Genomic DNA, 22,510 nt, shown 5'->3' with positions numbered 1-22,510 from the left:
CACTACTAAAATATATAATTCTGTTTTTCAATAGTTAAACTTTTCTAATTTTTCGACAAGAAACATTCACAAATGCCCGAAATAATAATTAAAAAGAGTATATTGCAGCATTAAAACTATTACCCTATAGAATTAATAGACTTTTATGATTGTAACAGAAAAAAGAGTATTCACCCAAGAGGAAATAAAAGCACTTAATAAAAAGTACAAGAACTTAAACATTCACGAAAGGATTGCCGAACTGTATAACGACTTTGACCAAAGTGAAGTTATGCTAACAAGCTCTTTTGCAGCTACTTCTGCTTTTCTATTGCATCTTTTTTCAAACATACACAAACAACAAAAAGTATATTTTATAGACACGGGTTTTCATTTCCCGGAAACCTTAGATTACAAAAAAAGACTTACCAAGTTATATGGACTAAACGTTTCTTCCATAAGTGCCATAAAGGAAGAATACGAATTTACGGTACAAGACGAAACTTATAAAAAGAACCCTGAATTTTGTTGTAGCATCAATAAGGTAAAGCCATTGGACATCATAAAAAAGAAATTCAATGTTTGGGTGTCCGGTTTAATGGAATGGCAAAGCGACCATAGGGCAACACTGGATATTTTTGAAATGCGTGGTGAAATTTTAAAGTTTTACCCTTTATTGGATGTTTCCAAACAACAGAGGGATGCTTTTATTGAAGAACACCAGCTCCCTTTTCATCCACTGGTAGCAAAAGGCTACAACTCTATAGGCTGTAAGCATTGTACGGTTCCAGGCGAGGACAGGAGTGGCCGCTGGAACAATAGTCCGAAAACAGAGTGCGGGCTACATCTTTAAAAAGCATGATTTTTTTAGAATCCTTAACTTTTATTGCCTTAACAGCCTAATTCTATAACATCATTTAAGACAAAGTTGGCTTTCATTTATGATATTTTGATTTATAATATACTGACCTTTAATATATTATTAATCACTAAAAAAATACATCATGAATACTGAAGAATTAAAGGGTAAATGGAACCAGATTAAAGGAAAAATTAAACAGAAATACGGTGACCTTACCGACGACGACTTGACCTTTGCCGAAGGAAAGTTTGACGAAATGTTGGGTAGGGTACAAGAAAAGACCGGAAAGACCAAGGAAGAGCTTAGGGAAGAAATTGCTAGATTATAGAAACTCAAGAGGCGGCCAATTGGCCGCCTCTTCTTCTTTTAAAACCCTGCGTTACTTGGCAACAATCCTTACATCTACCACATACTCCTCTCCTTTTTTAAGGGTATCGCCTTCAACTTTTTTATAGTTCATCCTACTTTTAATATATTCTTCTACGATATCATTTTCAGCTTTCACGGTAAGCACCACGATTTCTCCTTCCAGATTAACCATAAAGCGCACATTGGCTAGTATGTCGTCTTCGGTTACCTTAAAGGCTGGCGTACCTAAAATAGTCGATAATTGTTTAACAACTGTTTTTCCTACTGGTTTTGGATCGTTGTTGGCCGCCAATACATTGGTTGCTATTAGCATGACCATTACTGCAAATAATTTTACGTTTTTCATAATGTTCTTTTTTTGATTATTGATTATGGGTCAAAATTAACTACAAAAACATTTACAAAAAACTGAATATTAATTAGTTAACCAATTTTTAAAAGAGATAACAATTGCTTAATAATTCAAGAATTACATATCATAAACGACCCAATTTATGCCAAGCCTTTATACAATACGTGCGGGAAAGTATTTACTATTTTATAAGAATAAAAAGCTTGTTATGAATTTATCAATTTTATTCGTTTTATTCAAAAAGAAAAAATATACAGAAAGTAAAAACGTAAATAGTTTATACTAAAAAGATGCTCTGTTAGAAAAATCATCAATTTTAGACAAAACGGGCTATTGTGCTAACATTAAATTTACATAGCAACTATATACCTAGATGAGTTTACATCGCAAAACAAAAAATCCCGGCATTGCCGGGATTTAAGAATCAATATAAATACAATTAATTATTTTAAAACTTCCTGAACTTTATCGGCAGCTTCTTTAAACTCGATAGCCGAGTGCACTGCAAGTCCGGAATTATCGATAAGATCTTTTGCTATTTCGGCATTGGTTCCCTGCAAGCGCACAATAATTGGCACTTTAATAGCATCGCCCATGTTTTTGTAGGCATCTACAATACCTTGCGCAACACGGTCGCAACGCACGATACCTCCAAAAATATTAACAAGAATAGCCTTTACGTTGGGATCTTTTAATATGATACGGAAAGCTGTTTCTACTCTTTTTGCATCGGCAGTTCCACCTACATCAAGGAAGTTGGCTGGCTCGCCGCCGGCCATTTTAATAAGGTCCATGGTTGCCATTGCCAATCCTGCACCGTTTACCATACAGCCTACGTTTCCGTCAAGGTTTACAAAGTTAAGTCCGGCAGCCTTTGCCTCTACTTCAATGGGATCTTCCTCGCGTAAATCGCGCATTTCGGCATAATCCTTATGGCGGTACAATGCATTATCGTCAATGGTTACCTTGGCATCAACGGCCATTATTTTATCGTCTGATGTTTTTAACACCGGGTTAATTTCAAATAAAGAAGAATCAGAAGATTCGTATGCTTTATAGAGAGCAGTCACAAATTTTGTCATTTCCTTAAAAGCCGTACCACTCAAACCTAGGTTAAAAGCAATTCTTCTGGCCTGGAAAGGCAACAATCCTGTTGCGGGGTCTACTTCCTCGTTAAAAATTAGGTGAGGGGTTTTTTCTGCCACTTCTTCAATATCCATTCCACCTTCGGTAGAATACATAATCATGTTTTTTCCTTTGCTTCTGTCCAAAAGTACCGACATGTAGAATTCTGAAGTTTCGCTATCACCTGGATAATACACGTCTTCGGCCACCAATACTTGGTGTACTTTTTTCCCCTCTTTTAATGTTTGTGGGGTTACCAAGTTCATCCCGATGATATTTCCAGCCAGTTCTTCAACTTCTTTAAGGTTTTTAGCAAGCTTGACACCACCGCCCTTTCCTCGTCCACCGGCATGAACCTGGGCTTTTATAACATGCCAACCGGTCCCGGTTTCCTCGGTTAATTGCTTTGCAGCATTAACAGCTTCCGCAGCATTTTGTGCTACAATACCTCGCTGAATGCGTACTCCAAAACTTGCTAATATTTCTTTTCCTTGATATTCGTGTAAATTCATAACGATACATTGTATAATTTAAAGCGGAACAAAAGTAACAAATGGAGTTTAATAAACCCAATCTAGAATTATTTTTTTGGAAGTCAATGCATACAAAAACACATAAAATTGTTACGCAGACGAACATGGACTTTTTATATAGATGAAAAAACGCCGCAGTAAATTTTTAAGCGCTTTATCTTTTAAACTTATTGTTAACTTGTTAACCGCTAAAATCCAAGGGATCCAGATTTTTAAAATGTCCGTTCATTTGAATCAGCTCTTTGGTCCTGTTTATCTGCTTCAAAACGGGAAGGACTTTGGTAAAGTGCTTTTCAAGGTAGCGCAACCGGGCGTTTTCACTTTTAATCTGAATTAATTTGTATTCATCTTCAATATTCATCCCGATTTTATGGGCAAAAGAAAAGCTGCTAAACGTTTCAATATCAATAGAGGCAACCGTTACATCGATACTATTGTATAATTGATATATCAAATCTATTACCTTTTGTTTTTGCTGTTGGGTGCCATCGTTTTTGCGGGGCATAAAGGTTACTTCACCGCCCGCATACAATTTATTGGGAATAGGATTAAAAAATTTTTCAACTTTAAACACGCGTTTTCCCTTGCAAACAATGTCCATTACACCGTTTTCGTAGGTCCGGACAATCTTTTTGATAATCATTTCTGTACCAAATTCGATCTTGCCTTCAAAAAAAACCGGGATACCAAAATTGAGTTTTCCCCGCTTGCAATCTTTTATAAGCTGAAGATAACGGTCTTCAAAAACATGAATAGGGAGCTCTTCATCCGGAAAAACCACAAGTTGTAAGGGAAATAAAGGAATGATCCTGTTCATGAATATATTTTAAAAACGCTTCTTATAAAAATTCTCCGTGATATTATAATTTACCTTAATATCAACTTATTGTTTAAATTTACAAAAAAATTTAGAGCCATTGGTTGATTATACAGGTCTTCTAGATTGTTATAATTATAACAATGTGTTTTATATTTAGTTATTTAACGCTAATTATTTTCAATAAAAAAGGCACTTTTATAATTTTGCCTTCTAATTTATAATGTAGTATGAACCATAGCGACCTTTTAAATGTAGCCAAAGAGTTTGGCAGTCCCGTATATGTATACGACTCGGAAAAAATCATTTCACAGTATAACAGATTAACTGCTGCTTTTAAAAACGTAAAGCAGTTAAAGTTAAATTATGCTGTAAAAGCGCTATCAAATGTTGCGGTGCTTAAACTTATGAATTCTCTTGGAAGTGGTCTGGACACCGTTTCCATACAAGAAGTACAACTGGGCCTTATGGCTGGTTTTAAGCCAGAAGATATTATCTTCACCCCAAACGGCGTGTCTCTAGAAGAGATTGAAGAAGTTGCCAAATTGGGCGTACAGATCAACATCGACAATTTATCAATTCTGGAGCAATTTGGCACCAGAAATCCCGAAATACCGGTATGCATCAGGATAAACCCGCATGTTATGGCCGGGGGAAATTCTAATATTTCGGTAGGGCATATCGATTCTAAATTCGGTATTAGCATACACCAAATTCCGCATATTCTTAGAATTGTTGAAAATACTGGGATGCGAGTAAACGGCATCCATATGCATACAGGAAGCGATATCTTGGATATTGAAGTCTTCCTGTATGCTTCAGAAATACTTTTTGAAACTGCCAAAAATTTCCAAGACCTGGAGTTTATAGATTTTGGCAGCGGGTTTAAAGTGCCATATAAAGAAGGCGACATAGAAACCAATGTGGAAGAGCTTGGCAAAAAACTTACCAAACGTTTTAACAGCTTTTGCAAAGAATTTGGAAGAGACCTTACGCTGGCTTTCGAGCCCGGTAAGTTTTTGGTAAGCGAGGCCGGATATTTCCTTGCCAAAGTAAATGTGGTAAAACAAACTACATCGACTGTTTTTGCCGGTATAGATTCTGGTTTTAATCATTTAATAAGGCCAATGTTATACAATTCTTACCACAAAATCTACAACATTTCGAACCCAAAAGGCAAGGAACGCTTTTATTCCATTGTAGGATATATATGCGAAACAGATACTTTTGGCAGCAACAGGCGTATTAATGAAATATCCGAAGGCGATATCCTTTGCTTTAAAAATGCAGGAGCCTACTGCTTTTCCATGGCGAGCAACTACAATTCCAGGTTCCGTCCTGCCGAAGTTTTATGGCACAAAGGAAAAGGGCATTTAATTAGAAAAAGGGAAACGTTTAGCGATTTAACCAACAATCTCGTTGATCTCGATATTCCTTCGCTAACAAAAAAAGAGCTCGTCAAGGAAGCTTAAAAACACTAAAAAAGGCCCGAAAAACTTATTTTCGGCTTCTTTATTTTATATGGTTGTGCAACAAACAACTATATTTTGCTATATTTACTCAATATATGAGACCGCCTCATCCCGATGGCCATCGGGAATTTTCGGGATGAACAGCTCCGGAACCATTGACTTTTGGTTTACGGAATTATATTTGCAATATAAAACCAAAGCCCCATCATTGCTACTGAACTAAAAATTTTAAAAATGAAAAAAAATGTATTTTTTGTCATTGTTATGTTTCTTTTGGCCTTTGCCATGCAGGCCCAAGAAATTGAATGGATGTCCTGGACAGAAGCTGTAAATAAGGCTGCCACCGACAAAACCCCAAAAAAAATATTTGTAGATATTTATACCGACTGGTGCGGATGGTGTAAAAAAATGGACAAGGACACCTTTAATCATCCCGATGTTGCAGCCTATATGACCCAAAATTTCTATATGGTAAAAATGGATGCCGAAGAAAAAGAAGATATTGTATATAAAGACAAGACCTTTAAATATATCCCGCAGGGAAATAGGGGCTACCATGAGCTTGCCGTAGCATTGCTCCAAGGAAAAATGAGTTTCCCCACGGTTATTTTCTTAACACCCGACCAACAAATATTGTCACCTGTTCCCGGCTACCAAAAAGCCGATGGGTTCTTAAAGATTGCCCGTTATTTTGGAGACGATATCTACAAGGACACCAGCTGGCAAGAATACAGTCCAGAAAAAAGCAAATAAACAAAGTCTTGAGAATGAAATACAAGAACAATTCGCTTACAGCTATTAGTATATTTCTCCTTTTTCTGCTTGTGGCATGTGCTTCAGAAAAAGACCCGACAAACCTTTTAGACCATGTACTTGCATCAAAAAACAGCTTTATAAAAAATGTAATCGACAGTACGGACTATTATGAAGTTCAAATTCTGTTAAGCACCATACAAAGGACAAGCGATAAGGTTACTTTTACCGATTATGCATACCATGTAGACGATAACAATTACTTCTACCCCGCCAGCAGTGTAAAATTCCCGATATCGCTATTGGCTTTGGAAAAACTCGAAAGAGACAACCGTTTTGACCGTAATACCAAGTTTTATGTAGAAGGCGACAGCCTAGAGACGACTTTTGAAGATGAAATCAATAAAATATATGCCGTAAGCGACAATGAAGCCTTTAATCGTCTTTTTGAATATCTTGGCAAAGATTACATTAACACCACATTAAAAAGCAAAGGACTTTCGCCTGCAAGAATAAGCCATAGGCTCTCTACAGACAACGCTTATGAGCTTACGACCAAACCCTTGATTTTTTACGAAAACGACACCGTTCTTACCGAAGTAAAGGGCACTACCAATTTGCCCATTGAAGAATTACAATTGCAACGCCTGCACAAAGGCGCAGGCTATGTGGTAGGAGACAGTATTATACCAGAACCCATGGATTTTTCACTTAAAAACTACCTGCCTGTTTCTACCTTGCACAATACAATGAAACGTATTATTTTTCCCGATAACTTTAAGGAAGAAGAACGTTTTCAATTAAACGAATCGGACTATAATTTTGTATTAAAATCCATGTCCAGCCTCCCAAGGGAACATGGTTACGACCCTGTTGAATATTACGACAGTTACGGCAAGTTTTATATCATTGGAGACACCAAGGAAAATATCCCGGAAAACATAAAAATATACAACAAAGTTGGCTATGCCTATGGTTACCTAACCGATTGTGCATATATACAAGACACCAAAAACAACGTAGAATTTATAATCACGGCAACCATTAATGTAAACAAAAACAAAATATACAACGACGGGAATTATGAATACGATACCGTTGGAATACCCTTTTTGGCCGAATTAGGCCGGGAAGTATATCAAAATTTAAAAGAATAACTGCCAAAACATATTTTAAAATGAAAAAAACAACCACCCCCCTGCTCCTACTCATTACAATATTATTTTTTATGACCACAAGAACAAACGCCCAAAGCTTTGGTTTGGCTTTTGACCACCATGCAATTTTGGTAAGAGACCTTACGGAAAGCTCCAATTTCTATTTAAATATAATGGGGCTCGAAGAAATTGAAAACAAAACACAAAAACCACACATACGCTGGTTTTCCATGGGAGGCAACACCTCGCTCCATGTAATAGAAGACAAAAGCCATACCGTTCCCGACGTTAAAGGTGTGCATTTTGCCATACACACAAAGAACCTGGACAAATTTATAGAACACCTTAGGGCAAACAATATTTATTTTGAAAACTGGCCGGGCGAACCCAATAAAACAAACAGCAGAGCCGACGGCGTAAGACAAATATATTTAAAGGACCCCAATGGATATTGGATTGAAGTAAACGAAAATTAGCTTTTATTGGGATGCCGCTTGAAAATATGGAAAAACACGTAGAAATAATTAAAGAAACCGTTTTATCCGATAATTGGTATACACTAAAGAAAATAGAGTTTAATTTTCTCAACAACGACGGCCAATGGGAAAACATAAACAGGGAAGTTTACGACCGTGGAAACGGGGCAGGCATATTACTGTACAACCGAAATAAAAAAACAATTATTTTAACACGGCAATTTAGAATGCCAACATACCTAAATGGCAACCCTAGCGGAATGATGATAGAGGTCCCTGCCGGAATTATTGAAAATGAAGATGCCATAACTTCCATTATCAGGGAAACCGACGAAGAAACCGGATATAAAATAAAAAATGCCATAAAGGTTCTGGAAACCTACATGTCTCCTGGGGCCGTTACAGAAATGCTTTCGCTGTTTATTGCCGAATATGATGAAAGAATGAAAGCCCATGAAGGCGGCGGACTTGAAAGCGAGCATGAGAACATTGAGGTTTTTGAGGTTTCTTTTAAAAATGCCCTGGAAATGATTTCTACCGGAAAGATAAAAGACGCCAAAACAGTTATGCTCATACAATATGCACTAGTTCATAAACTCATGAAATAAAAATTCCCGCATTAAATAGTAAACCACCTCGGTGCGAGCACACGGGGCATTAAGTGAAAAAATATATAACATTTCGACTCAAGCTTAGGAGCATCTTAAATCTCACTTAGCGAGTAAAAGTCACTGTAATTAATCATTTAAAAACTTTATGTCATGGCAGTAATTAATCCGTATTTAACATTTAAAGGGAAATGTGAAGAAGCCTTCAACCATTACAAAAAAATATTTGGGGGCAAATTTAGTTACTTGGGAAGATTTGAAGAAATGCCTGCTGAAGAAGGCTTTGAACTAACCGACAGCCAAAAGCAGAAAATTATGCATATCTGTTTGCCCCTTGACAACGGGACATTGCTGATGGGGAGCGATAGCGGCGATTGGGCACCTAAATTAACCACAGGAAACAATATTGCCATTTCCATTAGGGCGAAAAGCAAGGAAGAAGCCGATAAATTGTTCAACGGTCTTGCCAAAGGAGGCCAAATTACCATGCCCATAGAAAACGTGTTCTGGGGAGATTATTTTGGAATGTGCGTAGATAAATTCGATATCAATTGGATGGTAAGTTTTAATCCAGAACACATTGTTGAACAATAAAAACAAAACACCATCATGAAATTTTCATGATGGTGTACACAAACTAACTAAAAAACAAAATTTAAAGGATTTATTTTAATAGCCTGAGCTAGATTGTTCTTGCTTTGTTATAACAATCCAATTAAGGTTAATAAGCACCCAATTCTGCAATGGCAGCAAATTGTTGCCCATCAATGGCAGCTATTGCGATTATTTTAAAATATCTAAATGTTTCTGTTTGACTTAAACCTATATTTTGAGGAGATGAAGTATTGGCCAGGTTAAATGTCCCCAAGCTTTTCCAGTCAACATTATCATTGCTTACCTGAATTTCAATATCCTGTACTTTTCTTGATCCGTTACGTTGCACAAACAGGAATCCGTTTACTGCTTGCTCCTCTTTAGTATCGATAGTTAAACTATGTGGATAGGTATAGTCCTGGCTGCACCCGCTCCAACAAGAATGCCAATATGTTGCGTAGTCATTGTCCAGCACAAGAGAAGCTAGGCCATTGGTGCCTTCTCCATTTTCTGCCTGCGAAGTAAAGTTGATTACTTCCCAATTTGTTTTATCCAAATAATCGGGGGCCTCTGGAATGGAAGGCTCTTCAAGTGTAGAAAAATCTATCGATGGCGCCGTTCCATTGGCATTACGGGTATGAAAACTATCAATGGTAGTATTTTCACTAAAAAAGCCACAATTTTTCATAAAAAAGGAATTTCCTTCAGCACCACCGGCATAATCCAATCTTGCTCCTTTTCTGGCCGTTGCATCAGCAGTAAATTTTGCTTCGGTAAGTTCGGTCCAATTTCCATTGGTGTCGTAAATCCATTGATTTCCATACTGCCCCATTCGCTCCATAAAACCAGTACTGGTAACAAAATTTTCTAAAAAAGAATGCGGTCTTTTTAAATATGTACTTGTGTATGGCCTTCTAAAACTCGCTATTAGATTCCACTGATTGATTTTTGGATCGAAAAAATAAGCGGTATAGTCTGTAGAATTATTTACGGATGGTTCTCCTTTTAATAAAAATTTATAGGTGTTACCGGCTTTCCAATTAAAAATTTTATAGCTCTGTCCGCCAGAACCTTCATTTCCAAATTCGCCTGTATGCACGCCTTCTCCTTTCCCTAAAAGAATAATTTTATAATCCTCGGGAATTTCATCGGGGTTCTGTGTATCGTATGGGCTCCAAACAGAGAACAAAACCCTTCTTTCTGATTCGGAATTTACTTGCATCCCAAAATATCCTTCAGCAAAACCGTTGGCCATAAAATAAGACCCCACAACATCTTCTCCTTCAGGGACCGTAACTTCATTGTAAAACCATAGAATATCTTTATCCTCAGGAGTGGTATAGGTTAAATGCACAGAAGGTCCCCGCCTACCCCAATAAAAATCATCTTCTACATAAGTTACGCCACTAGCTGTAGCATCTCCGCCAATTTGTATGTCATTAATATCTCCAACATAAGTCCCCGCTTTGCTTTTACCTTGAATTTCGATAAAATGATAACCCGGCGTTGTAATATTGAATATCCCTACGTTTACTACAGAATAATCTGTACTATCCAACACCACCTCTTTTGTAGTATCGCCTACAGTCACCTTAATTGTGGAAGTATCTTCTGGAGCTTTGGCATTCAATCCCACATGAAGTTCGCCCGTGGCATTTACTTTAAAATAAGTCCTGATTTTTGTATCAAGACTTGTCCAATTATGAATTCCTTGATCTGAAATTAAGGTTTCATTTTTAGTTATATCGTCTACCGCCCAACTATTTCCCCCGGGTGGAATGGTAATGGCAAGCGTTAAATCTTCATCATCGATAATGTCTATAATTTTATCATCATCGTGACATGCCCACAAGGTTGTTAAGCTAATAAAAAGGTAAAAAAAGCTTTGCATTTTGTTGGTTTTCATAATGTTGGTTTTTAAAACGAAGGTGCCTAAAAAGTGCCAAAATAATACTGCCGTACCGAGCGTGTTGAAATATAATTTGCTCAAAACCCTTTTTAGCCACCCTCATTATATTAAATTTGGTTAATCATTTTGAATCAATGTTGGCTGTGCATTTATTTGATTTTCAGGAATATACTCAATAACCCTATTATCCGTTGGTTGAATTTCGTAATAAGGATTGCTTCCTGTTAAATGTGTTCCCGGATATCTTCTATCCATCACCTTGTTATTTCTAAAAACATCGAATTTACGGTGTCCTTCATAGGCCAGTTCCAATCTTCTTTCATCTAAAACAACATCCAGAAGATCTTTTCCTTCAGGAAAATCGGAAGCACTTCCATAAGCTGGGATTCCTGCCCGCTCTCGAATTATATTTACATTTTCCAAAGTTGCACTTTCGTTATTCATTTTAGCATAAGCCTCTGCTTTATTCAAATACATTTCTGCCAAACGAGAAACCACAGGCGACCATAAATGAGGTACGCCTTCTTGTAGAGATGTTTTTAATATATAGAATTTTGGAAAGCCGTTTCTTTTATACATATCGTACCCTTTGGTAACGTATATTTTTTCATTAGAAGTATTGGTAAAATAATATGCAGTATCTCCATCTTGTGCTTCGCTCATTACTTCATAATCAACATCATCTTGCGTGAAATAGGTTTTGCCGCCTTCTTCAAAAGTTCTTCTGAATTGATATACATAATTGTCGTTAATCCAATATACCGCCGGAATCATGTTCCCTTCTTCATCTTCTTCAAATTGAGGCTCAATAAATTCTTTACGGGCATCTTCAGGATGTTCATTAATTAAATTTAAATACGAGCTTGAAGCGTACATCTCTCCCCAGCCCGACCCTTGTATATTGGCATAAAGAGACCCGACTGTATACCAGCCATTGTTATAATCGGATTCTTCTACATAACGGAAGCAAAAAATAGTTTCGGTATTATCTTCTGGTGTCTTTTGAAAATATTTGCCTAATTCAGCATTTGGAACCAATGAGAATCTACCAGAACCAATTACCTTATCTGCATACGCTATTGCTTTATCGTTCTGTCCCATATACAAATACACTCTTGACAACAGTGCTTGTGCCGCTTCTTTGGTTGCATAGGCATTTGTTTTATTTATGGACATTAAACTTTCGGCTTTTAAGAGATCGGCAACTACTTGCTCATACACCTCTCCTACCGTATTCCTGTCTGGAACATCATTAATATCGGAAGACAATTTTAGCGGTACGCCCAAGTTGGATGTCCCTTGGTTGTATGGTCTCCCGAAGACATTTACTAGCTGAAAATATGTGTATGCCCTTAAATAATAATTTTCCCCTATTAATTGGTCCGCTTCGGGTGTTTCCCCTTCCACAGCCAGTTCAATAACTTTGTTACACCCTACAATGGCCTTGTAACCGGCACTCCAAATATTGTTAACCCTTCCGCTAGTGGTTATATTATTGTAATTATAGCTATAAAACAAAGGGTCGGTAGTTGTCCCGCTTAAGGAAACATTGTCCCCGGGATATTCTGTAATTCTATGTAATTGAGGCGAAAATCCATTTCCGTCTGCGTCTCCCTTTAGCAATGAATAAGAACCTCCTGTTGCAGCGACCAATCCTCCTTCACTTTCAAATAGTTCATCAGAAGCTACAGAATCATACGGAAACTTATCCAGATCGCACGCGGTAATACTTGCCGCTACCAATATGGTATATAATATTTTTTTCATTTTCTTAGTTTTTGTATATTAGAAAGATGCTGTTAAACCTATGGTCAATCTCTTGGAAACCGGATATCTAGTATCATTGGTTCCATCGACCCCAACTTCTGGATCCATCCCTGAATAATCGGTAATTGTCCAAAGATTATCTCCAGATAAATAGATATTTAAATTGCTCATTCCAATGGTATGTATCCAATCGGGTGAAAACGTATACCCCAAGCGGATATTACGCATTCTTAAGTAGCTACCATCTTCCAAATATCTAGATGATGTTTTATTGGATAAGTTATTCCCGCCATACACAGGTCTGGGGTGCGTTGCTTGGTCTCCCGGCTCCTGCCATCTGCTCCATCCATTATCGAGGACTTGTTGGTTGTACGTTGGATATGCACCATCGGCATCATATAACTCCCTGCTGTAATTGTATATTAAATTATCATTGGAAAAAGCAAAGTTTGCAGAAAGGGATATTCCTTTATAGGTAAAAGCAGTACCAAACCCACCATAATAATCTGGCGTAGATGTCCCTACCTCCTGTTGTGTAGCTTCATTCCAGTTATTTGTAGTTGTAATCTCTCCGGTTTCTTCGTTTACCACTTCCCAAAGTGGATCTCCATTTTCAGGATCTACACCAGCCCATTTACGCATGAACCAGGTATTAATATCTTGACCAACGTTCAACCTTTTGTTTCCCCTTATTATTGGTTCTCCTTCATATAATTCAGTAATCTCGTTTTTATTGACACCAATATTAAAGTTAAAAGACCACAAAAAGTCTTCAGTACTTATAATGTCTGCATCCAAGAAAATTTCAAAACCAGAATTCTTAACACCCCCTATATTCTCCCAATAGCCACTGTATCCTGTGACATCTGGAATTGAAACATAATACAGTAAATCCGAAGTGTCTTTGCTATAATAATCAAAAGTTAGCCCTATGCGGTTTAAAAAACTAATATCCAATCCTAGGTTAGTTTGATATGATTTTTCCCAGCCAACATCCTCGTTACCCAATTGAGAAGGTGTTGTTACCGGAACTCCATTGTATGTATTGCTTAAGCTATACAAATCGTATTGAGGATATAACGAACTAGGCCTATTCCCTACGGCGCCATAACTCCCTCTTAATTTAAGTTCGTTTATGGCCTCTATGTTAAAGAAATCTTCATTATGAATATTCCAACCCGCGCTCGCCGAATAAAATGTCCCGTACTGATTATTGGAACCAAAATTGGATGCCCCATCACGACGAATGGACAACTGCACCATATACCTGTCATCATAGCCATAATTGGTATTGAATAGAAAGGATTGCAAAGCATAATCATTTTTAAGCCCTCCTATATCCTTTGGATTAGCGGCATTGTTTAATATTTCTGTTCCGGAGACTATTCCTGCTCCCGTTGCAGAAAAATCGTCGTATACATAATCGTTATATTCATATGCTGCCAAAGCCGTAAAATTATGCTTCCCCCATAGGTTCGCATACTTTAACATTTGGTTGGTAAATCTGGTAATCCTCCTAGAAGTATATTGATACAACCTACCATCATCTGCCAGACCACTATTGGAAGCCGGATCTGTATATGATTTACTATCGTATCTGTATAGCGTGTAACCATTTGTAGAAATAAATTTTAAACGGTCGGTAATTTTAAACTCAAAATCGAAATTAGCAAGCAAATTCAACTCTTGAGAATTGCTATAATTCCATTGCAAGTCGTATAAATAGTTACTTTTGTCCCTCCCAATCCATGGCACTCCATTTTCCTGAGGATTTACAATATTTCCTTCATCGTTATAAGGATAATCCCACGGCATATAGGTTTGCATGGCATATAAAGAATGTTGCCGGTTCTCTACGGTATTGTAATTAACCCCTATTTTAGGAGAAATCTTAAGTCTATCCCCAAAATTGAGGTCTTGGTTAATACGAAAGCTTAACTTATCAAAATCGTACCCTTTTATGGTTCCCGTCTCGTCGTAATACCCCAGAGAAATGTATGTATTTGACTTCTCTGACCCCGAAGTGAAAACTATATTATGATCTTGGACCACTCCTGTTTGAGTACCGTTATCCAACCAATTATAATCCCGTTGTAATAATTCTTCATTAAACCACGGATTGTCCTCTTTATTAAAACTGTCTCCAAATGCTTGATAATAACCATACATCTGTTGAGAATTCATCACCTCAAAGTTTCCGTGATTAAAATTAGAAAAACCCGTTCTTGTAGAAAGCGTAATTTCGCTCCTTCCGCTCTTTGCCCGTTTTGTAGTCACCACCACAACCCCATTTGCCCCGCGCGAGCCGTACAATGAAGTTGCCGAAGCATCTTTAAGCACCGATATGGATTCTATTTCATTCGGGTTTAAATTTGGGGTCCCGTGCATAATCACACCATCTACTACCCATAACGGGCTAACTCTTCCATCTATGGATGAAATTCCCCGAATACGAACATCAGGTACCGAACCCGGCTGTCCTGAACTTTGAACAACTTGAACCCCAGCTACTTTACCTTGCAGCATTGTAGACACATCCGGGGTAGTAACATCCGTAAGTTCTTTGCCGCTTACGGTTGCCACTGCAGCAGTAACCTCTTCTTTGGTCTGGGTTCCGTAGGCCACAACAACCACTTCATCAAGTTCAGATGCAGAAACGGTCATGGTAACATCTACTACCGATTGCGAACCAACCGTTACTTCTTGTTCCTTATAGCCTATATAGGTAAAAACAAGTGTTGCATTGGCATTTACGTCAATCGCGTAATTCCCATCGAAATCTGTAACCACACCTTTTGTGGTATTTTTCACCATTACGTTTGCCCCGGGAATTGGCATTCCGGTTTCAGAATCAGTTACAGTTCCCGTTACATGCTTTTCTTGTCCATAAGAAAGCATCAAACAAAAAAATGCAACTAATGTAAATAAGATTTTCTTCATAAGATTAAATTAATTTGGTTGAGCATTAATTAGTTTAAAAGATTAATTTTTCGAATCGCTAATTAGTTTAACATAAATTCTACAAACAAAAGAAATTACAATTAAAAAACTTTCGTATACATTGCTAAATTAACAATATATTTTTATTTAACAAATATTTAAAGAATTTTATCTTTCGTTTTATTATTAATTACTCATATACAGATACCAAAAGAATAGTGATAGAACGGATTTAAAGAAAAATGTTAATTTAAATACTAAATAAGCATATATTTTATTTCAATTAAAAAGATATTGAAAGATTTTTTATTTTCGATTTATTTGTTTTACTTTGTCTAAAGGATTGCAATACCTAAATCCTAAAAAAATACCAGCAGTACCAGTAAACAATATAATGAGCATGAGTATAAAAACGACTGAGAAGGTTAACCTGCACACCGAGAGGGAGATAACGGCCCAGCCAAGGCTATGGAATGAAACTTATAATATGTTGATAAAAGAAAAAGAAAACATTAAGCGTTTTCTTTCCCCTATATTGGCCCATCAAAATCTACGAATTATTTTATCGGGAGCTGGGTCTTCGGCTTTTATAGGTGAAACGGCTCAGGGAATCATTCAAAAAAACACAAATAGGATTACGCAATCTATAGCAACCACAGATCTGGTAACCCATCCCGGTTCTTTTTTTATAAAAGATGTACCAACCCTTTTAATTTCGTTTGCCAGGTCTGGCAATAGCCCTGAAAGCATTGAAACCGTTGTACTTGCCGACGAATATTGCAACAATCTTTCCCACCTTATTATTACTTGTAACAAAAGTGGGGAATTGGCCAATTATTCGGCAAGAACCTCCAGTCCGTGCTTAAGCATTGTTCTACCGGAAGAGACCAACGACAAAAGCCTGGCCATGACCAGTAGTTTTACTACAATGTTGCTCACCGCCATTTTAATCTCGAATATTGAAACTATTGAAAACAAAAAAGCAAATGTCGATGCCATATGCAAAGAAGCAAATCAAATTTTAAACGAACAGGCTTTGTTTCGGGAAATTGCAAAAAAAGATTTTGAAAGGGTCGTTTTTCTTGGTTCTGGAGAAATGCTGGGCATTGCCAGGGAATGCCACTTAAAACTACAGGAATTAACCGATGGACAGGTGATATGCAAACACGATTCTTTTTTGGGCTTTAGGCACGGTCCAAGGGCGGTGGTAAACGCGAATACATTGGTTGTTTATTTGTTTTCTAACGATGGGCATACTTTTAAATACGAAAAAGACCTTGCGGAAGACATTGCCAAGGATACCAGAAAAATTAATTCCTTAATGATCGGAGGAGATTCTGGCTTTATTACAAGCAATGCTAAAAGGATGAATGTCGATGTTGATTTAAACAACCCACTACAAGTTGTGCCCACAACCTTGGTTGGGCAATTATTAGGGCTGTATAAATGTCTAGAGCTAGGGCTTAACCCTGATAATCCTTCAATCTCCGGTGCTATTAACCGGGTTGTTCAAGGTGTAAACATATATAAAAGAACAAAAAAATGATATTAAGCGTTTGTCCAAATCCATCCATCGATACTTATGCTTGGCTAGACTCCCTAAACCCAAGGCATGCTAACAGAATTTCATGGTTAAAGGAATATCCCGGGGGCAAAGCTACGCATATAGCAATGGCATTACGAGAGCTCAACCAACCAACCGCACTTATGGGGAATTGGGCCGGCAGTTCCGGCATGTGGATAAAAAGAGAATGCAACCTAAAAGGTATACGTACCTGCGGAATAGAAATACAAGGGCAAAATAGAAAATGCTACACCTTCAGGTCTAACGATCCAAAATTCAACAATACCGAATTATTGGAACCCGGACCGGAATTCACTCCTGAATATTGGGAGCGTTTTAAACAGGAATACACCCACGAAATAAGCAAACACGAATTGATATGCATCTCGGGCTCATGGCCAAAAGGCGCTCCCGAAAATGCCTATGGCGAGCTCATTGAAATTGCCAATAAATTAGGCCGGAAAGTAATTGTAGATTGCTCCGGGAAGCAGTTGGAGCAATGCTTACAGCAATCCTTTTTTGGTCTTCATTTAAATGAAGACGAAGCCATTTCTTTGTTCAATACCAATGCCATTGAAACTATTATAAGTAAATTGAGTCCGCGTGTCGAACTTATTGCTATTACCAAAGGAAAAGAAGGGCTATGGCTGTATTACAAAGGGCAACTGCTCCACGCAAATGTAAACATTGCAAATGTAATTAGCACTGTTGGTGCCGGCGATTGCCTAACGGCCGGGATTGCCTATGCCGTACATAACAATCTTTCTCCCGATATGATAGCCAAATACGGCGTGGCATGTGGCGCGGCCAATTGTTTAAACGAAGATTTGGGGATTTTAAAACGGAAAGATGTAGAAAACCTATTGCCCAAAACAAACGTACAACCCATAAATGTTAATGATTATGCCGAATAAAGATTTACTTGTTGTTGGGGAGTTAAATGTAGACCTGATTTTGAATAAAATTGAAGGATTCCCAAAAATAGGCACCGAAATTATTGCTGAAAATATGAACGTTACTCTTGGGAGTTCTTCGGCAATTATGGCGGCCAATGCTTCGGCTATCGGGATAAACACGTCTTTTTGTGGCATTGTTGGGAAAGACGATTTTGGTGACTTTATACGTAAAGAGCTTCAAAAAAAGCAGGTAAATACTGATTTTATTGAAAAAACTACAAAACATCAATCGGGTGTAACCGTTGTGATGAATTACAATCAAGACAGAGCCAATGTAACTTATTGTGGAGCTATGGAAGCACTTACGATTGATAAGATTCCGTGGAACCATTTAGATAACTTTAAACACTTTCATCTTTCTAATTTTTTCATTCAGAAAGGCATCAGAAAAGACATTGTTTCTATTTTTGAAAAAGCAAAAAGCTACGGTGTTACCACTTCTTTAGACTTACAATGGGACCCGGAAAATAAATGGGATTTCAACTATAAGGAATGCCTGCCACACGTAGATGTTTTCATGCCAAATGAAGCCGAGTTGCTTGCCTTGACAAAAACTACAACAGTAAATAACGGTATTGAAGAAATTATGCCGTACGCAAACACCATTGTTATAAAAATGGGCGATAAAGGAAGTATGGCATTCCATAACGGAGAAACATACCAGGCACTCCCCTATGCCAATCCAAATTATGTAGATTCCATAGGTGCCGGAGATTCTTTTAACGCGGGCTTTATTAAAAAATACATAGAAAAACAGCCTATTGAAACCTGTTTAAAATTTGGAAATCTCACCGGGGCCTTAAATACAACCGCCGCCGGGGGAACAACTGCCTTTAGCGGAAAAAAGAACATTATTGAAGACGCGATAAAATTATTTAATGCTGAAATTTAAATCATCATGAACCTAAAAAACAAATTAAACGAATTTACCAGGCAAAAAAGAGGCTTATTGGCCACAAATTATTATAACCTGGAAACTTTGCATGGTGTATTGAAAGCAGCATCAGCATTAAACGAACCCATTATATTACAACTTACGCAAAGCTCCATTGATTATATGGGGCTGGAAACGGCCGTGAAATTAGGCAGGACCGGTTTGGAACAGTTTAATGTAGAAGGCTGGATACACCTAGACCATGGAGCCTCTGTTGAACTTGCGCAAAAATGCCTGGACGCTGGATTTGACTCCGTAATGATCGACGGAAGCGAATTACCTTTTAAAGAAAACATAAAAATTACACAGGAGGTCGTAAAACGTGCCCAAAAGTACGGCGCACATGTCGAGGCGGAGCTAGGTTATGTAGCAAAATTGGGGCAATCTCACGGAAAACAAGGTTTTACACAACCCGAAGAAGCCAAGGCTTTTGTAGACGCCACCGGGGTTGATGCCTTGGCAGTAGCCATTGGTACGGCCCATGGATTTTATAAAGAAGAACCCAACCTGGATATTGACCTTTTGAAAAATATTGCAAAGGTTACCAATGCCACTCTTGTTTTGCATGGAAGTTCAGGGGTGCCCCACAAACAGGTACAAATGGCTATTTCTAATGGAATATGCAAAGTTAATTTAGCCACCGAGATTAAGAACATATTTATGAAGACACTTCAAAATGAATTGTCCAATAATGAAGAAATCGACTTAAGAAAAGTATTCCCGAAAGCTACTTTGCAAGTAACCGAGTTGGTTAAAACCAAATTATTAATGATAAAAAACCAAAGCAATGCTACCGCAGTTCATTGATGCACATGTACATTTAAACACACGATCGGAAGCAAAAATGGAATTGGCCAAGAAATACGGCGTTTCTTTTTTGTCCATTAATACCGATATTCCTTTTTTTGAAAAACTAAAAGACCAAGAGCAAGTGATTCACGACCTTTTGGACAAATATCCCGGAAGCACTAAGTTTATTACCAGTTTCGATACACAATACTGGAATACCGAAAGGTGGTTGCCCCACGCTTTGGCACAAATTAAAAAGGGAATTGAAAATGGCGCCGTAGGGGTGAAAATCTGGAAAAATATTGGCATGGATCCGGTTATAAAAGATCTTGACGGAAATTTTGTTTTGCTGGACGACGAAAGGTTCAATACCATATACCAATATTTGGTCGATAATGACATTTTGTTAATTGGCCACCAAGGAGAACCGAGAAATTGCTGGCTACCATTGGAAGAAATGACAGTAGATTCCGACAGGGATTATTTTTCACAGCATCCCGAATACCATATGCACCTATTGCCCGAATATCCTTCCTATGAAGAACAAATGAAAGCCCGTGACAATATCTTAAAAAAGTTTCCAAAGCTAAAATATGTCGGCCTGCATCTTTTCAGCATGGAATGGAGTATTGATGAAGTGGCAAAACGGCTCGACACATACCCAAATACCATGACAGACCTGGCAGAAAGGATATGCCATGTTCAACTACAAGCAAAGGAAAACCACGAAAAAGTAAGGGATTTCTTTATTAAATATCAAGACCGGATTATTTATGGAACCGATGTTATTGATGATGGACAAATAACAGAAAAAGAAATAGCTCGTAAGTTTGAACGTCTATGGAAAGCCCATTGGGATTTTTTTGCCACTAACAAAACGTTGGAGGCTCCAGAATTTAAAGGCGCTTTTCAGGGGCTTGAATTACCTGTTGCCGTATTAGAAAAAATATTTTATAAAAATGCCATTAAAACATACGGTCCCTTTGAACATATAAAAATTAATTAACTCAAAAAATCAAACAATTATGAATGATAATAGACGAAATTTCTTAAAACTGGGTTCCCTTGCCGGTTTGGGTTTGGCAAGCGGAAGCGCTTTGGCAGCTTGCGAAACAAAATCTGAAAAAAACTCTGTAGCTGCTACATTGGCATCTGCCCAAAACAACAAGCAAATATTCAATATGTCCGGTTACAGGGCACCAAAAATAGAAACGGTCCGTATTGGCTTTATCGGACTCGGAATGAGAGGTCCACATGCCGTGCAGCGCATGAGCTACATAGATGGCGTTGAAATAAAAGGCCTGTGCGACATCCGCCAAAAACAAGTGGATAATGCACAAAAAATATTGGAAGGCACCAAACACAGTCCAGATACCTATGTTGGAGATGATAACGAATGGAAAAAAATGTGCGACCGTGACGATATCGACCTAATTTATATCGCCACTCCATGGGAATGGCATACCCCCATGGCCGTTTATGCAATGGAAGCTGGGAAACACGTAGCGGTTGAAGTGCCTGCCGCAAAGACCATTGACGAATGTTGGCAATTGGTTGAAACATCAGAAAAAACCAAAAAACACTGCATGATGCTGGAAAACTGTTGCTACGACTTTTTCGAGCTGCTTACCTTAAATATGGCCAGACAAGGCTTTTTTGGGGAAATCATTCATGGCGAAGGAGCTTATATTCATAACTTATTAGACCTCAACTTTAACAAAGAAACCGGGTATGAAAGTATGTGGAGGCTAAAAGAAAATGCAAAACGTAACGGAAATCTTTATCCAACACATGGTTTGGGACCCATCTGCCAGATTATGGACATTAACCGTGGGGACCAAATGGACTATCTAACATCGCTTTCCAGTAACGACTTTAACATGCACCAAAAAGCTGTAGAATTAGCCAAAGAAGACAATTTTTACCAAGAATATACCGATGTTCAATTTAGAGGGAACATGAATACCACACTGGTAAAAACAAAAAAAGGGCATAGTATCATGATTCAGCATGATGTAAGCTCTCCAAGGCCTTATTCAAGGATTCATTTGGTTAGCGGCTCTAAGGGAATGGCAAGAAAATGGCCTTCGCCGGCACGTATCGCCAAAGGGCATAGCTGGATGAACGAGGAAGAAATGAAAGAAATTGAAACTCAATACACGCCGGAAATAGTAAAAAAAGTAGGCGACCTTGCAAAGCAAGTTGGTGGTCATGGCGGTATGGACTTTATTATGGACTGGCGATTAATAGACTGTTTGAGAAATGGACTTGCATTGGACCAGAATGTATATGATGCTGCCTTATGGAGCTCCATTGCACCGCTGAGTGAAAAATCCGTAGCCAACAGGTCGCAGTCCATAGATGTTCCCGACTTTACCATTGGAAGCTGGAAAACCAATGCCCCCGTAGATATTACCTTAGCTGGTGGCGGTACTACCAATGTGATTTTAAATAATAAATAAACCCTATTTATTTCATTTTAAATATAATTATTACTTTTACTTTTGGTATTGAAATACAAACTCTTTACTAAAAGTAAAAGTTTTTTTTTCTT

Annotated in this window: 20 protein-coding genes; 14 read left to right on the top strand and 6 right to left on the bottom strand. The window is 37.8% G+C overall.

Features of this window, described 5'->3' with window-relative positions:
* The first annotated feature begins 145 nt into the window (after window positions 1–145).
* Entirely contained in the window at window positions 146–832 is a 687-nt protein-coding gene (locus PSF86_RS14365) for a phosphoadenylyl-sulfate reductase (RefSeq protein ID WP_277900787.1), read from the top strand.
* 151 nt (window positions 833–983) lie between these two features.
* Window positions 984–1,169: a CsbD family protein gene (locus tag PSF86_RS14360; protein WP_277900786.1), complete on the top strand. Its 186-nt coding sequence runs from the start codon at window positions 984–986 to the stop codon at window positions 1,167–1,169.
* A 51-nt stretch (window positions 1,170–1,220) separates the two neighbouring features.
* Here the strand turns inward: PSF86_RS14360 and PSF86_RS14355 are convergent, their stop codons facing one another.
* From PSF86_RS14355 to PSF86_RS14345, 3 genes are all read right to left on the bottom strand, one after another.
* Window positions 1,221–1,556: a hypothetical protein gene (locus tag PSF86_RS14355; RefSeq protein WP_277900785.1), complete on the bottom strand. Its 336-nt coding sequence runs from the start codon at window positions 1,554–1,556 to the stop codon at window positions 1,221–1,223.
* Between the two features lie 449 nt (window positions 1,557–2,005).
* Complete coding sequence (gene sucC, locus PSF86_RS14350) at window positions 2,006–3,199, bottom strand: ADP-forming succinate--CoA ligase subunit beta (RefSeq protein ID WP_277900784.1); 1,194 nt, start codon at window positions 3,197–3,199, stop codon at window positions 2,006–2,008.
* Between the two features lie 202 nt (window positions 3,200–3,401).
* A complete protein-coding gene (locus tag PSF86_RS14345) occupies window positions 3,402–4,037 on the bottom strand; it encodes an LON peptidase substrate-binding domain-containing protein (protein WP_277900783.1) in 636 nt (211 codons plus the stop codon).
* Between the two features lie 230 nt (window positions 4,038–4,267).
* On the opposite strand from PSF86_RS14345, the gene lysA reads away from it, so the two are divergent.
* The 6 genes from lysA (at window position 4,268) to PSF86_RS14315 (ending at window position 9,097) form a co-directional block, all read left to right on the top strand.
* Window positions 4,268–5,509 (top strand): diaminopimelate decarboxylase, encoded by a 1,242-nt coding sequence (gene lysA / locus PSF86_RS14340; protein ID WP_277900782.1) that lies wholly within the window; start codon window positions 4,268–4,270, stop codon window positions 5,507–5,509.
* A 234-nt stretch (window positions 5,510–5,743) separates the two neighbouring features.
* Window positions 5,744–6,262: a thioredoxin family protein gene (locus tag PSF86_RS14335; protein ID WP_277900781.1), complete on the top strand. Its 519-nt coding sequence runs from the start codon at window positions 5,744–5,746 to the stop codon at window positions 6,260–6,262.
* A gap of 14 nt (window positions 6,263–6,276) precedes the next feature.
* The gene (locus tag PSF86_RS14330) at window positions 6,277–7,419 is read left to right on the top strand and encodes a serine hydrolase (RefSeq protein ID WP_277900780.1); all 1,143 of its coding nucleotides are present in this window, start codon (window positions 6,277–6,279) and stop codon (window positions 7,417–7,419) included.
* Between the two features lie 20 nt (window positions 7,420–7,439).
* On the top strand, window positions 7,440–7,895 hold the full coding sequence (locus PSF86_RS14325; protein ID WP_277900779.1) for a VOC family protein: 456 nt from the start codon (window positions 7,440–7,442) through the stop codon (window positions 7,893–7,895).
* Window positions 7,896–7,921: 26 nt separating this feature from the next.
* Window positions 7,922–8,503, top strand: coding sequence for an NUDIX domain-containing protein (locus PSF86_RS14320; protein ID WP_277900778.1), 582 nt, complete (start codon window positions 7,922–7,924; stop codon window positions 8,501–8,503).
* 153 nt (window positions 8,504–8,656) lie between these two features.
* A complete protein-coding gene (locus tag PSF86_RS14315; RefSeq protein ID WP_277900777.1) occupies window positions 8,657–9,097 on the top strand; it encodes a VOC family protein in 441 nt (146 codons plus the stop codon).
* A 127-nt stretch (window positions 9,098–9,224) separates the two neighbouring features.
* Here the strand turns inward: PSF86_RS14315 and PSF86_RS14310 are convergent, their stop codons facing one another.
* The 3 genes from PSF86_RS14310 to PSF86_RS14300 form a co-directional block, all read right to left on the bottom strand.
* Window positions 9,225–11,003 (bottom strand): DUF3472 domain-containing protein, encoded by a 1,779-nt coding sequence (locus PSF86_RS14310; protein ID WP_277900776.1) that lies wholly within the window; start codon window positions 11,001–11,003, stop codon window positions 9,225–9,227.
* A gap of 120 nt (window positions 11,004–11,123) precedes the next feature.
* Window positions 11,124–12,773, bottom strand: coding sequence for a RagB/SusD family nutrient uptake outer membrane protein (locus PSF86_RS14305; protein ID WP_277900775.1), 1,650 nt, complete (start codon window positions 12,771–12,773; stop codon window positions 11,124–11,126).
* 18 nt (window positions 12,774–12,791) lie between these two features.
* Window positions 12,792–15,713 (bottom strand): SusC/RagA family TonB-linked outer membrane protein, encoded by a 2,922-nt coding sequence (locus PSF86_RS14300; RefSeq protein ID WP_277900774.1) that lies wholly within the window; start codon window positions 15,711–15,713, stop codon window positions 12,792–12,794.
* Window positions 15,714–16,113: 400 nt separating this feature from the next.
* Between PSF86_RS14300 and PSF86_RS14295 the strand changes: the two genes are divergently transcribed.
* Genes PSF86_RS14295 through PSF86_RS14270 form a run of 6 tightly spaced genes read left to right on the top strand, consistent with a single transcriptional unit; the run spans window position 16,114 to window position 22,418 of the window.
* Complete coding sequence (locus PSF86_RS14295; protein ID WP_277900773.1) at window positions 16,114–17,259, top strand: SIS domain-containing protein; 1,146 nt, start codon at window positions 16,114–16,116, stop codon at window positions 17,257–17,259.
* Window positions 17,256–18,191: a 1-phosphofructokinase family hexose kinase gene (locus PSF86_RS14290; protein WP_277900772.1), complete on the top strand. Its 936-nt coding sequence runs from the start codon at window positions 17,256–17,258 to the stop codon at window positions 18,189–18,191. The genes PSF86_RS14295 and PSF86_RS14290 overlap by 4 nt, the downstream gene beginning before the upstream one ends.
* Window positions 18,181–19,125, top strand: a complete 945-nt coding sequence (locus PSF86_RS14285; protein ID WP_277900771.1) for a carbohydrate kinase family protein — start codon at window positions 18,181–18,183, stop codon at window positions 19,123–19,125. The genes PSF86_RS14290 and PSF86_RS14285 overlap by 11 nt, the downstream gene beginning before the upstream one ends.
* A 6-nt stretch (window positions 19,126–19,131) precedes the next feature.
* Window positions 19,132–19,974, top strand: coding sequence for a class II fructose-bisphosphate aldolase (locus PSF86_RS14280; RefSeq protein WP_277900770.1), 843 nt, complete (start codon window positions 19,132–19,134; stop codon window positions 19,972–19,974).
* A complete protein-coding gene (locus tag PSF86_RS14275) occupies window positions 19,955–20,962 on the top strand; it encodes an amidohydrolase family protein (RefSeq protein ID WP_277900769.1) in 1,008 nt (335 codons plus the stop codon). The genes PSF86_RS14280 and PSF86_RS14275 overlap by 20 nt, the downstream gene beginning before the upstream one ends.
* Window positions 20,963–20,981: 19 nt before the next feature.
* On the top strand, window positions 20,982–22,418 hold the full coding sequence (locus PSF86_RS14270; protein WP_277900768.1) for a Gfo/Idh/MocA family protein: 1,437 nt from the start codon (window positions 20,982–20,984) through the stop codon (window positions 22,416–22,418).
* The last annotated feature ends 92 nt before the right edge of the window (window positions 22,419–22,510 follow it).

This window comes from Galbibacter pacificus (assembly GCF_029603165.1).
GTDB classification, from domain to species: domain Bacteria; phylum Bacteroidota; class Bacteroidia; order Flavobacteriales; family Flavobacteriaceae; genus Galbibacter; species Galbibacter pacificus.
Note: the sequence above shows the minus strand (reverse complement) of the source record. Positions and strands in the feature narration are given on the sequence as shown.

Excerpts from the sequence above, each read along its gene's own strand:
- PSF86_RS14330 (WP_277900780.1), top strand. The coding sequence starts at position 6,277 with ATGAAATACAAGAACAATTCGCTTACAGCTATTAGTATATTTCTCCTT.
- PSF86_RS14355 (WP_277900785.1), bottom strand. The coding sequence starts at position 1,556 with ATGAAAAACGTAAAATTATTTGCAGTAATGGTCATGCTAATAGCAACC.
- PSF86_RS14300 (WP_277900774.1), bottom strand. The coding sequence starts at position 15,713 with ATGAAGAAAATCTTATTTACATTAGTTGCATTTTTTTGTTTGATGCTT.
- PSF86_RS14335 (WP_277900781.1), top strand. The coding sequence starts at position 5,744 with ATGAAAAAAAATGTATTTTTTGTCATTGTTATGTTTCTTTTGGCCTTT.
- PSF86_RS14365 (WP_277900787.1), top strand. The coding sequence starts at position 146 with ATGATTGTAACAGAAAAAAGAGTATTCACCCAAGAGGAAATAAAAGCA.
- PSF86_RS14320 (WP_277900778.1), top strand. The coding sequence starts at position 7,922 with ATGGAAAAACACGTAGAAATAATTAAAGAAACCGTTTTATCCGATAAT.
- sucC (WP_277900784.1), bottom strand. The coding sequence starts at position 3,199 with ATGAATTTACACGAATATCAAGGAAAAGAAATATTAGCAAGTTTTGGA.
- PSF86_RS14305 (WP_277900775.1), bottom strand. The coding sequence starts at position 12,773 with ATGAAAAAAATATTATATACCATATTGGTAGCGGCAAGTATTACCGCG.
- PSF86_RS14310 (WP_277900776.1), bottom strand. The coding sequence starts at position 11,003 with ATGAAAACCAACAAAATGCAAAGCTTTTTTTACCTTTTTATTAGCTTA.
- PSF86_RS14295 (WP_277900773.1), top strand. The coding sequence starts at position 16,114 with ATGAGTATAAAAACGACTGAGAAGGTTAACCTGCACACCGAGAGGGAG.
- PSF86_RS14280 (WP_277900770.1), top strand. The coding sequence starts at position 19,132 with ATGAACCTAAAAAACAAATTAAACGAATTTACCAGGCAAAAAAGAGGC.
- PSF86_RS14345 (WP_277900783.1), bottom strand. The coding sequence starts at position 4,037 with ATGAACAGGATCATTCCTTTATTTCCCTTACAACTTGTGGTTTTTCCG.
- PSF86_RS14270 (WP_277900768.1), top strand. The coding sequence starts at position 20,982 with ATGAATGATAATAGACGAAATTTCTTAAAACTGGGTTCCCTTGCCGGT.
- PSF86_RS14360 (WP_277900786.1), top strand. The coding sequence starts at position 984 with ATGAATACTGAAGAATTAAAGGGTAAATGGAACCAGATTAAAGGAAAA.
- PSF86_RS14290 (WP_277900772.1), top strand. The coding sequence starts at position 17,256 with ATGATATTAAGCGTTTGTCCAAATCCATCCATCGATACTTATGCTTGG.
- PSF86_RS14325 (WP_277900779.1), top strand. The coding sequence starts at position 7,440 with ATGAAAAAAACAACCACCCCCCTGCTCCTACTCATTACAATATTATTT.
- PSF86_RS14285 (WP_277900771.1), top strand. The coding sequence starts at position 18,181 with ATGCCGAATAAAGATTTACTTGTTGTTGGGGAGTTAAATGTAGACCTG.
- PSF86_RS14275 (WP_277900769.1), top strand. The coding sequence starts at position 19,955 with ATGCTACCGCAGTTCATTGATGCACATGTACATTTAAACACACGATCG.
- PSF86_RS14315 (WP_277900777.1), top strand. The coding sequence starts at position 8,657 with ATGGCAGTAATTAATCCGTATTTAACATTTAAAGGGAAATGTGAAGAA.
- lysA (WP_277900782.1), top strand. The coding sequence starts at position 4,268 with ATGAACCATAGCGACCTTTTAAATGTAGCCAAAGAGTTTGGCAGTCCC.